At 72.8% G+C, this 13,517-nt stretch carries 11 protein-coding genes; 2 read left to right on the forward strand and 9 right to left on the reverse strand.

Translation table 11 applies throughout. From position 1 onward, the window contains the following. Positions 1-34: 34 nt before the first annotated feature. Positions 35-1,597: an MFS transporter gene (locus ACFC1T_RS02410; protein ID WP_375882541.1), complete on the reverse strand. Its 1,563-nt coding sequence runs from the start codon at positions 1,595-1,597 to the stop codon at positions 35-37. Positions 1,598-1,873: 276 nt separating this feature from the next. Between ACFC1T_RS02410 and ACFC1T_RS02415 the strand changes: the two genes are divergently transcribed. Further along, positions 1,874-2,650 (forward strand): TetR/AcrR family transcriptional regulator, encoded by a 777-nt coding sequence (locus ACFC1T_RS02415; protein ID WP_375882543.1) that lies wholly within the window; start codon positions 1,874-1,876, stop codon positions 2,648-2,650. 31 nt (positions 2,651-2,681) lie between these two features. Here the strand turns inward: ACFC1T_RS02415 and ACFC1T_RS02420 are convergent, their stop codons facing one another. Together ACFC1T_RS02420 and ACFC1T_RS02425 are read right to left on the reverse strand one after the other, a co-directional pair. Further along, entirely contained in the window at positions 2,682-3,491 is an 810-nt protein-coding gene (locus tag ACFC1T_RS02420; protein WP_375882546.1) for an isocitrate lyase/phosphoenolpyruvate mutase family protein, read from the reverse strand. Continuing rightward, positions 3,488-4,798 carry a hypothetical protein gene (locus ACFC1T_RS02425; protein WP_375882549.1) on the reverse strand — a complete coding sequence of 437 codons (1,311 nt, stop codon included), beginning with the start codon at positions 4,796-4,798 and terminating at the stop codon, positions 3,488-3,490. Before ACFC1T_RS02425 ends, ACFC1T_RS02420 begins: the two co-directional genes overlap by 4 nt. A 64-nt stretch (positions 4,799-4,862) precedes the next feature. Here ACFC1T_RS02425 and ACFC1T_RS02430 point away from each other — a divergent pair, with 64 nt between their 5' ends. Next, positions 4,863-5,642 (forward strand): ArsR/SmtB family transcription factor, encoded by a 780-nt coding sequence (locus ACFC1T_RS02430; RefSeq protein WP_375882551.1) that lies wholly within the window; start codon positions 4,863-4,865, stop codon positions 5,640-5,642. A gap of 48 nt (positions 5,643-5,690) precedes the next feature. On the opposite strand, the gene ACFC1T_RS02435 is transcribed toward ACFC1T_RS02430, so the two are convergent. From ACFC1T_RS02435 to ACFC1T_RS02460, 6 genes are all read right to left on the reverse strand, one after another. Next, positions 5,691-6,218 carry a DinB family protein gene (locus ACFC1T_RS02435; protein ID WP_375882553.1) on the reverse strand — a complete coding sequence of 176 codons (528 nt, stop codon included), beginning with the start codon at positions 6,216-6,218 and terminating at the stop codon, positions 5,691-5,693. After that, positions 6,218-7,015, reverse strand: coding sequence for a VOC family protein (locus tag ACFC1T_RS02440; RefSeq protein WP_375882555.1), 798 nt, complete (start codon positions 7,013-7,015; stop codon positions 6,218-6,220). The genes ACFC1T_RS02435 and ACFC1T_RS02440 overlap by 1 nt, the downstream gene beginning before the upstream one ends. A gap of 166 nt (positions 7,016-7,181) precedes the next feature. Beyond that, positions 7,182-9,692, reverse strand: coding sequence for a germacradienol/geosmin synthase (locus ACFC1T_RS02445; RefSeq protein ID WP_375882556.1), 2,511 nt, complete (start codon positions 9,690-9,692; stop codon positions 7,182-7,184). A gap of 104 nt (positions 9,693-9,796) precedes the next feature. Further along, positions 9,797-10,840: a hypothetical protein gene (locus tag ACFC1T_RS02450; RefSeq protein ID WP_375882558.1), complete on the reverse strand. Its 1,044-nt coding sequence runs from the start codon at positions 10,838-10,840 to the stop codon at positions 9,797-9,799. Between the two features lie 5 nt (positions 10,841-10,845). Then, complete coding sequence (locus ACFC1T_RS02455) at positions 10,846-12,669, reverse strand: hypothetical protein (RefSeq protein WP_375882560.1); 1,824 nt, start codon at positions 12,667-12,669, stop codon at positions 10,846-10,848. Further along, positions 12,666-13,451, reverse strand: a complete 786-nt coding sequence (locus ACFC1T_RS02460) for a toll/interleukin-1 receptor domain-containing protein (RefSeq protein WP_375882563.1) — start codon at positions 13,449-13,451, stop codon at positions 12,666-12,668. Before ACFC1T_RS02460 ends, ACFC1T_RS02455 begins: the two co-directional genes overlap by 4 nt. Positions 13,452-13,517 lie beyond the last annotated feature (66 nt).

Consider the following 13,517-nt stretch of genomic DNA (forward strand, 5'->3'; position numbering starts at 1 on the left):
GCCTTCGGGGTGCCTACGGCCCCAGGGCGTACGGTCAGGCCGCCACCTCGGCGGCGGCCACCGCGGCCCCGGCACCTTCCGAAGCCTCAACGCCCTCCGGCCCCTCGGTGCCCTCCGCAGCCGCCGGCCCCGCCCCGCCCGCCGGCCCGCCCCGCATCAGCACCAGGGTGAGTGCCGCCGCGACCAGGGCCGCGATCCCGCCGACCGTGAAGGTGGTGGAGGTGGCGGTGTTGAAGGCCTCCCGGGCGACCCGGGCCAGGGCGCCGTCGCCGCTGCCGGCGGAGAGGGCGAGGGCGTCGGTGATGCCGTGCCGGGCCGCGGCGGGGGCGTCGGCGGGCATGGCGCCGGTGTAGGTGCTGGAGAGCACGGTGCCGAGGACGGCCACGCCCAGGGCGGCTCCGGACTGCTGGATGGTGTCGTTGAGCGCGGAGCCGACGCCGGCGTGCTCGCCGGGGATGGCCCCCATCAGCGCGTTGGCGGCGGCCGGCATGCCGAGGCCGGAGCCGACGCCGAGGACCAGCATGGCGAGGGCGACCTTGGGGAAGCCGTCGCCGACCGAGAGGGTGGCCAGCAGGCCGAAGCCGCCCGCGATGACCACCATGCCGATCGAGGTCACCACCCGCGCGGGGACCTTCTTGCCGATCGCGGCGCCGATCACGTTGAAGGCGAGCGAGGCGACGGCCAGCGGGATGAAGGCCAGACCGGTGTCGGTGGGCGAGAACTCCAGCACGAACTGCAGGTACTGGGTGAGCACCAGCATCAGGCCGCCGGTGGCGAAGGTGAGCAGGACGAGGGAGAAGCTGGCGCCGGTGAAGACCCGGTTGCGGAACAGCTTGAGCGGGACCATCGGCGAATCGGTGCGGACCTGGCGGATGCCGAAGCCGACCAGTGCGGCGATCGCGACGGCCAGCGGGCCGAGGGTGTTGACGTGGGCGAAGCCGTCCTTCGGGAGGACGATGATCGACCAGACCAGCGCGGTCATGCCGACCATCGAGAGCACCATGCCGGGGAGGTCGGTCCTGCGCCAGGGGCCCTTGGACTCGGGCATCAGGACGATCGCCGCGACGACGGCCACCGCCGCCACCGGCACGTTGAGCAGGAACACCGCGCCCCACCAGAAGTGGGCGATCAGCACGCCGCCCAGCACCGGGCCGCCGACCAGGCCGACCATGGCCACCGCGGTCCAGGCGGCGATCGCCTTGGGCCGCTCCGCGTCGTCGAAGACGGTGATCAGGATGGAGAGCGTGCTCGGCATCACGAGGGCCCCGCCGACGCCCATCAGCACCCGGCCGGCGATCAGTTCACCGGGGCTGGAGGCGACGGACGCGACCAGGGAGGCGGCGCCGAACAGCACCAGTCCGATGATCATCACTTTTCGTCGCCCGAACCGGTCGGACAGGCTGCCCGAGGTCAGCAGCAGGCCGGCGAAGACCAGGATGTACGAATCGATGATCCACTGGATGTCCTGCGCCCCGGCCCCGAGGTCCTCCGCGATCGGCGGGATGGACACCGTGAGCACCATGTTGTCGATCACCAGCACCAGGCTGCTGAGGCAGAGCACGACCAGGATGAGCCAGCGACGCGGGTGACGATCCACCGCGTTCCCCCTTCGGTTCGGCGCGTCGGCCGCAGCCCTGCGCACGTCCTCGCGTCGGCGGCAGCCGCGCGGAAGTCCCCGTGGCGCACACCGTCCGCCGTCCCCGACCGAACGGTGTGCGCTACGCCGAACACTGTACGGAGGCCGAACACTGTGCGCAAGGCCGTACGGTGTGCGCCCGCCGCACAGTGTTCGCAAGACCGTACGGTGTTCGGCGCCGGGGCCTATGCTGGACGGACCGCACCCGACCAGGGGGCACGTGGAATGGAGGGCCAGATGACGGCCAAGTCGGAGGACACCGCGCCGGAGCACCGGACCGAAGCGCAGCCCGGCCTCGCCTCGCCGTGGAACCGCCCGCAGAAGCGGCGCACCCAGCCGGCCCTCAGCCGCGAGCAGATCGTCGCCGAGGCCTTCGCCCTGCTGGACTCCGACGGCATCGAGGCGCTGAGCATGCGCAAGCTCGGCGCCCGGCTCAACGCCGGCGCGACCTCCCTCTACACCCACGTCGCCAACAAGGAAGAACTGCTCGCCCTGGTCGTCGACCAGGTCTTCGGCGAACTCCCGCTGCCCCGGGCCACCGGCGCCGAGGACCCGGCGGTCTGGCGCGCCGCCATCGTCGAGTGCACCGAGGGCCTGCGCGCGGCCGTGGTCCGCCACCCGTGGATGGTCTCGATGATCGGCGACGTCGGGATGGTCTACCTCGGCCCCAACTGGATGCGGCTCTCCGAGGCGCTGCTGGGCCTGATGGAGACGGCCGGCTTCGAACTCGGCGAGGCCAACGACGTGATGGGCGTCGTCATGGGCTACACCATCGGCACCGCCACCGTGGAGGCCGCCTGGCTGAGCGCGCTGACCAGGAGCGGACAGGGCGAGCAGGAGTTCATGGACCGGCTGCTGCCCGCCGTCGTCGAGGCCACCCGCTCGCACCCGCGACTGCACCGGCTGTACACCACCCAGGTACCGGACGAGATCGACGCGGGCCGGGACAGCAGCTTCCTGCGCGGCCTCAACATTCTCCTGGACGGCGTCGAGGCGCGGCGGTCCAGGGCCTGAGCCCGGACCGCCGCGCCCCGTCGGCAGGTCGTCAACTCCCGCTCAGCGCCTGGACCTCGGCGTAGCCGGGCAGCGGACCGACCGGCCCGCCCGAGGCCACCGCGGCGGCCGTCGCCACCGCCGCCGCCAGCGCCGCGCGGTACAGCAGCCCGCCCGTGCTGACCCGGGCCACCCCGAGCCCGGCCAGCTCGGCGAGGCTCGGACCGGTCGGCATCCAGAGGACGTTGAGCGGGACGGACAGCCCTCCGACCAGCTCGGCGATCGCCGCCGGCTCGCTCAGCCCGGGCACGAACACGCCGTCCGCGCCCGCCCGTCGGTACGCGTCCAGCCGTCGTACGGTCTCCGGCTCCGGCTCGTCGTGCCCGCACCAGTAGGTGTCGGTGCGGGCGTTCACGAACAGCTCCGGCACGGCGGCCTTCACCGCGGCGACCTTGGCCGCGTGGAGCTCGACCGGCGCCAGGGTGCCGTCCGGCCGGCCGTCCTCCAGGTTGATGCCGACCGCCCCGAAGCCCGCCAACTCCACGGCCAGCGCGGCCACTTCGACCGGGTCGTCACTGAATCCGGATTCCACGTCGACGCTCAGCAGGTAGTCGTCGCGGCCCAGCCGGCGGGCCAGTCGGACGGTCTCCGCACGGGTGGCGGCGGCGCCGTCGGGCAGTCCGGCGGCGGCCGCCACGCCCAGGCTGGTGGTGCCGATCGCGGGGTGGCCGGCGGCGGCCAGGGCGGCGGCCGAGGCGTGGTCCCAGGCGTTCGGGAGCAGCAGCGGGCGGCCGGGGCGGTGGTGCAGGGCCGCGAAGGCGGTCGGCGGTGCGGGGGCGATCGGCGGTGCGAGGGTGGTCATCGGGTCTGCTCCTCGGTCGTGGTGGCGGGTGCGGCCGGAGCGGCTCCGACCGGGCCGACGGGGCCCAGCGAGTCCGCGTAGTAGGCGGCGGCCTCGGCGAGGTGACGGACGATCTGCCGGATGCTCCAGCCCGTCCCCGGCGAGTCGTCGAGCTGCCGCTCCGGCAGCGCGGCGACCCGGTGGGCCCAGATCGCGCCGAGCCGGGTGAGCCGGCTGCGGGCCTCGTCCAGGTCGGCGACGGTGAACGGCGCCAGGTCGGCCGGGGTGGTGACCAGGGAGGCGTGCCAGTGGTCGGGCGCCGTCGGTTCGCCGGCCAGCCGGGCCTCCACCTCGGCCAAGTGGTCGAGCAGGTGGTCGGCGACCCGGCGCACCACCTTGTGCGGGGTGTACGTCCGGCCGTCGGCGTTGACCACCGGTCGGCCGTCCCAGGCCGTCCAGGTGTCCGCCAGGGCGAGCACGTGCCGGACCGCCGCCGGGATCAGCTCGGCCGGTTCGGCCGGGCCGGGCTGCTCCCCGGCCGGCGGGCCCGAGCCGTCCGCCGGGTCGGAGGCGCCGAACAGGATGCCCTCGGCGATCACCAGGGCGTGCGCGCGGCCCGGGCAGAGCCGGGGCTCGGCACCGAAGGCCAGCGGTTCCCGCCCGGGCTCCCGGGCGGCGTCCAGGTCGAGCAGCACCCGCGCGCCGGCCGGCACGGCGACCCCGCCGACCACGGTCGCCCGGGCGGCGAACCGGCGCATCGCCCGGACCGGCGGGTCCTCCCGCAGCACCGCCGCCAGGTCCGGTACCCCGCCGCCGTGCCGGGCGTGCTCGACCAGGGCCGCGGTGGCCTCGCAGGCCTGCACCAGCAGGCCGATCCGGTTCGCCGCCGTCTCCGCGTCGGCGTCGCCCATCGCGGGCAGCAGCCGGGCCACCGCCGCGTCCGCCTCCGCCACCGAGCCAGATGGCGCCGAGCCGTCCGGCGCCGGGTCGAAGTACGCCCGGGCGACCGCCTTCACGTCCCGCGCGACGGCCTCCGGCCCGGCCAGCCCCAGCGCCGTCGCCAGCACCCGCACCACCCGCAGCCGTACGTCCGGTTCGTAGCCGCCCGCGGCCAGGATCCGCAGCCGGCCCGGGTCCAGCCGGGCCAGGTCGGCGAGGACGAGCGCCCGGCGGCGGGCGTGCGGCTCGCCCGCGCTGAACCGGGCGACGGTGGACCGCAGCCAGGCCACCGTGCCGTACCGGCCGGGCGTCGCGGGCGGCGGGACCAGCGCCGGGTCGGCCAGGGCCGCGGTCACGTCCTCGTAGCGGGCGAAGATCACTTCGTTCATGCCGTCATCGTGGCCCCGAGTCGTTTCGGCCCCGGCCGAACCGTGCCGGGCCGACCATGGAGGCATGCCCGACCACGAACGCACGCCGGTGGACCACCGCGGCTCCCCGCTCGCCGCCCTCGCCGCGCTGCTCGCCGACCCCACCCGCGCCGCCTTCTGCTCCACCCTGCTGGACGGCCGCGCCTGGACGGCGGGCGAGCTGGCCCGGGCGGCCGGGGTCGCGCCGTCCACGGCCAGCGAGCACCTGTCCCGGCTGATCGCGGGCGGCCTGCTGAGCGAGGAACGCCAGGGGCGGCACCGGTACGTCCGGTTGGCCTCGCCCGCCGTCGCGACCCTGATCGAGGACCTCACCGTCTTCGCCGAGACCGGCCCGGAGCCCGCCGGGGGTACGGCCGACGGGAGTCCCCGCGGGCCCGCCCGCCGGGCCGGACCGGCGCCCCGCACCCTGCGCGAGGCCACCCGGCAGAGCGCCGAGGCCCGCGCCCGCACCTGCTACGACCACCTGGCCGGGCGCCTCGGCGTGGCCGTCGCCGAGGCCCTGATCGACCGCGGCCTGGTCAGCGACCGCGCCGGGCTCGCCGTCACCGAGCGCGGCCACGCCTGGCTGGCCGCCCAACGGATCGACCTACCGGCCCGGGCCGGCCGCCCGGGCGGGCGCCCGGTGGTGCGCAGCTGCCTGGACTGGACGGAGCGCCGCAGCCACCTGGGCGGCGCGCTCGGCGCGGCGCTCTGCCGCACCGCGCTGGACCGCGCCTGGGTCGAGCGGATCGGCTCCGGCCGGGCCCTGCGGGTCACCCCGGACGGCGGCCGGGCGCTGCGCGAGCTGCTCGGCGTCGAGGTGTGAGCCGAGGTGTGAGCCGAGGTGTGAGCCGAGGTGTCAGGGACCACCCGCTCAGCCCATCGACTTCGCCCCGTCCAGCGCCTCCCGGATGATGTCCGCGTGCCCGGCGTGCTGCGCGGTCTCCGCGATCAGGTGCAGCAGCACCCGCCGGGCCGACCAGCTCGCCCCCGGCTCGAACCAGGGCGCCGACGGCAGCGGGTGGCCGTGGTCGAGGTCGGGCAGGCTCCGGACCAGCTCGTCCGTGCCGCGCGCCACCGCCTCGTACCCGGCGAGCAGCCCGGCCAGGGTCTCGCCCTCGGCCATCCGGAACTGCGCCGCCCACTCGTCGACGCCGCCGGCACCGGAGCCGCCGTGCCCACCGGAGCCGCCGTCCCCGCCGCGCATCGCCTCCGCTCCCCCGGTGATGAACCGCGCCCAGCGCGCCTCCACCGCCGCCACGTGCTTGATCAAACCGCCCAGGCACAGCTCACTGGCGGTGGTGCGCCGCGCCGCCTCCTCGTCGGTGAGGTCCCGGACGGTGCGTCGCAGCAGGCCGCGGTGCTTGTCCAGGGTCTCGACGAGGTCCTCGCGCTCGCCCATCAGACGTCCACCGTCGGCGGTTGGTCCCCCACCGTGCGGCCCAGGTCGATCAGCCCGAAGGCCGCACCCTGCTGGTCGCCGACCGCCGCGAACCGCCCGAACGGGCTGTCCATCGGCCCGAAGTACACCTTGCCGCCGCGCGCCGTCAGCCGTCCGATCGCGGCGTCGGTGTCGTCCACGGCGAAGTAGACGCTCACGTACGAGGGCGCCTCGGGCGGCAGGAAGTCGCCCTCCGCGCCCATCCGGCCCAGCACCGGCCGGCCGCCGACCAGGAACATCCGGTAGTCGAACTGCTCGGAGTCCATCTTCCGCACGCCGTACGGGAAGACGGCCGGGAAGAAGGCGTCGGCCTTCCCGGGCTCGCGGGTGACGAGCTCGGCCCAGGCGTACGCACCGGGCGCGTCCTGCTTCTCGAAGCCCTCGTGGGTGCCGCCCTGCCAGACCCCGAACACGACCCCGCCCGGGTCCTTGGCGATCACCATGGTGCCGAAGTCGCCGACCTGCATCGGCCCCATCACCACCTCGCCGCCGTTGGTGCGGATCCGCTCGGCGGTGGCGGCGGCGTCCGGCGAGGCGAGGTACAGGCACCAGGCGGACTGCGCCTGCTGGCCGGGCATCGGCGGCACGATCGCGGCCACCGCCTTGCCGTCCGAATAGGCCTGGGTGTAGTTGCCGTACTCCGACGAGCTCTCGCCGAAGGTCCAGCCGAGGACGTCCCCGTAGAAGGCCTTGGCGCCTTCCAGGTCGGTGAACATCGCGTCGGCCCAGCAGGGTGTGCCCTCAGGTAGCACTGCCATCTCTCAGCCCTCGTGTACGACGGTGCGGGCGCGCGCCGGAAGGCGCGCACGGCCCCCGACTCGCCAGCCTAGCCACGACGCGGCGCACCCGCGCGGGCTGGCCGCGCGGGTGCGCCTCCGTCCAGGTGCGCCTCCGTCCAGGAGGGCTCCGTCCGGGAGGGTCAGGTCAGTTCGCCGGGGCCGCCGCGCCGAACGGGGGGCGCAGCGAGGCGGTGCCCAGACCGGTCGGGCCGAGCGGCCCCGCGGCCGCACCCACGCCGGGCCGGGGCACCTGCGCCGCTGCCGGGGTCGAGGCCGCCGGAGCGCCCGCCGGGTTCGCGCCCGCCGGAGCAGTCCCCGCCCGGTCCCGGACCGCGCCCGCGAGGTCCCGCTCCGCGCCGAAGTGCCGCTCCAGGTCCTCGGTCCGGTACCGGCGGCACTCCCGGTGCCAGTTCAGCACGCCGGCCAGCCAGTTCTCCAGCTCCCGCACGTACCCGTCGAGCAGCCCCCGGGCCTTCGCCGACAGCCCGAAGTCCTCGTACATCACCGGGAGTTCCTTCTGCGCGACGTGCTGGAACTGCTCCAGCCGCGAGTGCATCAGGTCGTCGACGATCCGGACCGCCGAGGGGTAGTCGCAGTCGAAGAAGTTCTGCACCACCAGCACGATGTTGTGCAGCTCGCCCTCGTACTCGATCTCCTTCTGGTACGAGAACAGGTCGTTGACCATGGCGCCGTAGTCCATCGCGGAGTTCTCCAGCGCCCGCATCGAGCCGTGCCGGTAGACCTCCTCCGGCACGGTCCGGCCGTGGCCGAGCCGGGCGAGCAGGGTGGTGAGCTCGGAGCCGAAGGTGGTGCGGCGCATCTCCAGGTAGTCCACCGGGTCCGGGATCCGGTTCTGGATCTGGTTGGCGAGCTCCCAGATCCAGCTCGCCGTCATCACCTCGACGGAATCCCGCAGCCGGCCCCGGGCCTCGACGGTCATCGGGGCGGCGGTGCGCTCCCAGATGTCGGCGAGGGAGCGCTCCAGCACGTTGGCGGGCTCGGGCGCGGGGGTGCCGTCCACCGGCATGAACAGCGGCAGCCGGGCGGTGGCGGCCTTCGCCCCGGCCAGGTCGCGGGTGCGGCCGTAGACCACCGGGTAGTAGTCGTCGGCCCAGGTGCCCCAGGCCAACCAGGCCGAGGCGACGTCGAGTTCGTCGACGGTGGCGTCCGGCTGGAGGCCGGCCGCGCAGAGCGCGAGGTCGTAGTCGCGCATCGACGCAGCATCCCAGATGCCCGAGCCGGGGACGCCGGGGACGGCCGCGTCCAGCAGCCCGACCCGCTCGGCCCACTCGATCACCCGCTCCCGCGCACCGTCCAGGTGCGGGCTCAGGGTGAGGCCGAACGGCAGCTCGAACTCCGGCAGTCGGGACGGCCCGACGGCCCGGTACGGCCGGTGCGCGTACGACCGCGCCCGCCGCACGGCCGGTGCCGCCGTCGGCCCGGTGCCGGACGGCAACCCACCGCCCGCCGGTGCACCGCCGCCGGCCGCACCCTTCCGCAGGATGTCCAGGGCCGAGGTCCCGATCCCGCCGATCGCGTACTGGTCCCACCAGTTGCCGGCCCCGGGCAGCCCCGGCAACCCCGGCAACCCCGGCAGCCCGCCCCCGCTGCCCGGCGCCACCCCGCCGGCCGAACCCGCCCCACCGGCCGAAGTCGCCGCGGCACCACCGCCGTTCATGTACCGGCTCGACCGCATGTGCCACTCGTGCCCGCCGGACTGCCAGTCCTGCAACCCCTTGACGTACGCCAGCACCCGGGCCCGGCCCGCCGGGTCCAGCCCGGTCTCCTCGAACAGCACCGGCAGTTCGGTGAACACGGTGTTCTCGAACTGCTGCAGCCGCGAGGTGAGCAGGTCGTTCACCGCCTCGGCGGCGTCCTGGGTCGAGCACTCCAGGAAGCGCTCCAACACCAGGATCCCGTTGCTCAGTTCACCCTCGTCCTCGACCTCGCGCTGGTAGGAGAAGATGTCGTTGCGCAGGTGCACGGCGTCGGAGAAGGCGTCCATCAGCACCCGCAGCGCCCGCGAGCCCGACACCTCCGCGGGCACCTCGGCCCCGGCCGCGTACTCCACCAGCTGCGCGGACCACGGCGCGCCGCCGACCTTGCGGCGCATCTCGATGTACTCGACGGGATTGGCGATCCGGCCCGCGTCGATGTTGGCGAGCTCCCACAGCGACTCGTTCAGCAGGTTGCGGGTGCTCTCCGCGAACCGGACCCGCCAGTCCTCGCCCATCACCGGCACGGTGCGCCGCCACAGGTCGGCCAGCCCGGCCTCGACCGGGTTCTCCGGCTCGGGCACCGGCGCGGCCGGATCGGCGGGCATGAACAGCGGCAGCCGGTCGAGGTGCGCCTTGCCGGCCCGGCGGTCGTTGGTGCGCTTGTACATGTCGAGGAAGTGGTCGTCGAAGAAGAACACCCACACGTACCAGTCGGTCACCAGCGACAGTGCCTCGGCGGAGGCGTCGGGGTGGGTGTACGCGCAGAGCAACCCGTAGTCGTGGGCGTCCAGGTCGGCCTGGTCCCAGATCCCCGACCCCTCCAGCATCCCCATCTCCCGGGCCCAGACCGAGGAATGGGCCCGTGCCTCCTCCAGATGGGGATTGAGGCGCGCCGGGTGCGGCACGTAGAAGGACGGCAGTTCGAACGGCTGGCTCACGGCGGCGGGCCTTTCTCGACACGTCGTTGGGGATCAAGAATGACCCCCCGTCACCTCCCGGCACCGCCACAACCGAAACAGTCATACGAGATGAGCCATGGTTCCTACTCCTCGGGTTCCGGCGAAGTACCATTCGTCGCGAACCCGTTCACGGAGCCGTTGAACTTCGTGAAACGGACGCCCGGGCCGGCCGGAGGCTCCTGGTCCTCGATGAAGCTCTCCCGGATCAGTCCGGCGTCGGCTGGCCGACCGGCGACATCCGTCGCATCGGCCACCCGGTGGACATAGACCTGCCCCTCGGGGGAGGAGCTCTGCATCCTCATGTCTCGCATCATCCGGCCGAGCGGACCGACCACCGGCGGCTCCGCATCAGGCCCGTCCGGCCCCTCTCCCTCCGGGAACGCCCCGGGCACCAGGTGTTCGTACAGCTCGCTCACCGCCTGGTTGTTCGCTGCCGCCGAGAGCTGCGCGAGCGGGCCGATCAGATCGACGGCCTCCTGGATCCGGTCGTCATGCCGGGCCAGCCACCACATCGCCGCGCTGCCGGCCGACTTGAACACGTCCTCACCCAGGTATGCCCTCCGGCTCTGCTCGTACCGCCGCTCGTGTTCCCAGACCTCCTCGGTCTTTCGCACCTCGGACAGCTTTCCCAGACGGCGCCAGTCGTCGTCCGAAAGCCTGAGTTCAACCCGCCCACCCATCGCTTCCACCAGCTCCGATCTGTCCCGGCTCGTCGTGCCGAGCACCCCGTTCAAACGGTGCTGCAGCAGATCCAGGCGCCCCGGCACCTCACATTCAGTCACTTTTCGCGCCCGGGACAACACCGTCTCGACCGCCAAGCCCGCCGGATCCGCGTGCACCGTGCCGGTCGCGTTCAGGACCGGTCGCCACCAGACCGTCGCCGAGAAGTGGAAGTCGTAGTCCGGTACCAGACTGGGCAGTGCTACCCCGGTCACCCGGGTCTTCTCCCAGGGCGGTTCGGCCGGTTCCACCCTCGGCACCCGTGCCGTCGCCAACAGTACGGCGAGCACCAGAGCCACCACTGCCGGCACCGCCCACAACCACACCGGCCAACGGGCCGACACCCCGAGCAGAACGATCGCTGTCCCTGCCGCCAAGGCCAACCCGACCGTCGGAATCTTGCCCACGCCCCTCATCGCCTGCTCCCCCCGACCAGCGGTCCGATCCCCTGTGCCTCGTCGATACGCCGACAGAACCGCACCGCCACCTCCGCCCGGCTCAGCCGGCCGGGAACGTCATCCGGCCCGGCGGCCCAAGCGCGAGCATGCAGGTAGAGCCGATTGAGCGCGACATTCCCACCTTCGGCGGCGTCGATGAGGATCCCCATCAGCCGCTCGCCTCCGTCCTGCTCCTGGCGGGCCGCCGACAGCAGTGCCTCCACCAGCGCTTGGAAGATCCCGGAATCAGCCCGCCACGGAGGCGTCCGCTCCATTCCCTCAATCGCACGGCCCAGCAGTCTCAGGTACAACTGTTCTTTCCTGCCTGCCAGTTCGAGCAGCGCCGTCCTGGCATACCTCGGCACCCCGTCAGGCTCCCGCCGCGCGAGCTGGTGCAGACGGACAAGTGCCTGGTCAGGACGCTCCGGAGCCATGACGTCGACGCAGATCAGCGCCAAGGCCTGCACCAGGCTGGGGTGCAATCTCGGTGTCACCGACCAGTCGTAGGTCTTCTTCCGGAAGGCGGAACCACTGGTCTCACTTCTGAGCCCCTGTTCCAGAACCCGCATGACCTCGGGCAGCAACCGCGTCTCCGCCACCCACGACTCCACCATTCCGGTCAGGACCTGGACGTCGCCGGAACTCAGTGCCTGCTCCGTGAACCGATCGACCAGTCTGCGCCTGTCAGGAGTCTCCAGCCCAGCCGTCGTGCCGACGACGTCCCCCACCCACTCCCCGAAAGCCGCGCGCAGGTCCGGGTAGTACTGCCAGAAATGCGTACGGACGGCGCCGGCGTACGCCAGTGCAGCGAAATGAACACGCCCGCCCACCACGTCCACCCGCAACTCGGTCAACCGTTGTTTCAGGTCAACGTGATCGAAGCGTGGCCGTTCGTCCTCAGGATGGCCGACCTTCCTGAGCAGTTGCTCCGCGAACCGAAAGACCGCGTCCGTGGAGGCCCCGTCCAACATCGCTGCTGCGAACAGAAGCGCACGCTGGCGCCCGTCCTTGAGATCGGCGATCTGCCGGGCCACCTCTCGCCCACGGTTGCGCAGAGCGGCGATGGCCTTCGCGAACCACACGCCGGAGTCACCGCCTGCCGTGCGCGCCTCCATCACCAGCTCGGAGAGACGCTGCAGGTCCCGCATCGGGGAACCGTCGAGCAGCTTGCCGAGCTCCGGCCGACGCCTCGCTGGGAGGGGCACGTCGCGCAGGTGCCTGGCCAGCACCTGGTCACCAGCCGGGCGCCCTACTCTGACCATCAGTTGACGGAAGTCCTGGTGCAAGCGGTGCTCGTGCTCGCTGGACAGGACCACAGCGAGGCGCCCCCGGCATGCCTCGACCTTGTCCCAGTAGGACTGCACCAGGGTCTGTGCGTCGACGAGTTGCTGCTCGGACGCTCCGGAGAGGTCCAGCAGAACCCGCTCACCCTCCGCCAATGAGCCCGCTTCGCTCAGCTTCTCGTCCGGCGCAACCTCACGGAACGGATCGCTTGGCGCTCCCGCTCGGTGAAGCAGCACCACTGCTGCGGTGCGACGCCCGTTGCCATCGGCACCCGAGATCAGGACCGCCGTGCCGCAAGCTCGCAGTCCGGCATCCGCCCTCTCGTACCCGGGGGGCGGCACGAACCGCTCGCTCAGCCACCGTCTCCGCTCGACCGCCACCCGAAGAGGATCTGCACCATCACGGATCAACCGCTCCGAGTCGTAGTGGTAGTGGTAGTTGTTCTGGTCTCCGCTGCCTGTGTGTGTCGGCCCCTGCGTGCTGCCGATCTGGGTCCTACCCCCCGCATCGCTCACCGGCGGCGGTCCTCACCGCGGGAACGACCGCCGAAGTCGTTGTTCACGGTGCCGCGTTCGACGTAGTTGCTGCCCTCCCCGTGGAACTCCACCCCGCCGTGCCGGATGGTGTTGTTCTGCGTGCCGCTTCCGGTGTGCAGCGGCCCGTTCGCATTGTTGATGAACGTCCCGACGTCCCGTCCTACGTTGCCGATGCCCCCGCTCTGGTCGTGCCGGTAGTCCCGGGCCTGCACTGCGCTGCCGTTCAGCCGGTCGATCTCGTTGTGCGTCTCGCGCACGCCGCCGTTGTCCATGGCGATCTTCCTTTCCGCCTCGGCGAGTCGGGGCATTGCCTCAGCGAGGTCATCGCCGATCCTCCGCAACCCGGACTCCGCGTCGCGGTTGTCGAAGCGGCGGTACTGGCAGTCGGCCAGTTCAGCGATCTCTGCCGGAAGGTCGCGCCGCCCGAGTCGGGTCGCCCGACCGACGAGGACCGGAATGACCAGCGCACCGGTCTCGAAGGCCTCGATGATCTCCCGTCGGGTCCAGTCCTCCGGGTCGTCGAGCGCGCGCCGCCCGTCCGCCGTCCGGGCGTCCGACCAGCGCGGGCCGATGACGGCGACCAGCACTGCGCAGCGGCGGACGGCGGTCAGCAGTTCCTGGGGGAAGCGACCCCCGGCCTTGATGGACTTGCTGGCGCGGAACACCCGATCGGTGCCGAAACGCCGGGAGAGCTCGCGCTCGATCAAGGTGGCGGTGCTGTCCTCGTCGTTGGTGCGGTAGTTGACGAAGATGTCGGGCATGACGAATCACCTCTCCGGTGAGTGAGGGGTAGGGGGTGCGGATACGGCTGGGCCCAACGGCCAGGG

The organism is Kitasatospora sp. NPDC056076 (genome assembly GCF_042266305.1).
Classification (GTDB): domain Bacteria; phylum Actinomycetota; class Actinomycetes; order Streptomycetales; family Streptomycetaceae; genus Kitasatospora.

What these genes read in the sequence shown, in the direction of transcription:
- ACFC1T_RS02435 (WP_375882553.1), bottom strand. Translation starts at nt 6,218, where the DNA reads ATGGGCGAGCGCGAGGACCTCGTCGAGACCCTGGACAAGCACCGCGGC.
- ACFC1T_RS02420 (WP_375882546.1), bottom strand. Translation starts at nt 3,491, where the DNA reads ATGACCACCCTCGCACCGCCGATCGCCCCCGCACCGCCGACCGCCTTC.
- ACFC1T_RS02415 (WP_375882543.1), top strand. Translation starts at nt 1,874, where the DNA reads ATGACGGCCAAGTCGGAGGACACCGCGCCGGAGCACCGGACCGAAGCG.
- ACFC1T_RS02440 (WP_375882555.1), bottom strand. Translation starts at nt 7,015, where the DNA reads ATGGCAGTGCTACCTGAGGGCACACCCTGCTGGGCCGACGCGATGTTC.
- ACFC1T_RS02425 (WP_375882549.1), bottom strand. Translation starts at nt 4,798, where the DNA reads ATGAACGAAGTGATCTTCGCCCGCTACGAGGACGTGACCGCGGCCCTG.
- ACFC1T_RS02460 (WP_375882563.1), bottom strand. Translation starts at nt 13,451, where the DNA reads ATGCCCGACATCTTCGTCAACTACCGCACCAACGACGAGGACAGCACC.
- ACFC1T_RS02430 (WP_375882551.1), top strand. Translation starts at nt 4,863, where the DNA reads ATGCCCGACCACGAACGCACGCCGGTGGACCACCGCGGCTCCCCGCTC.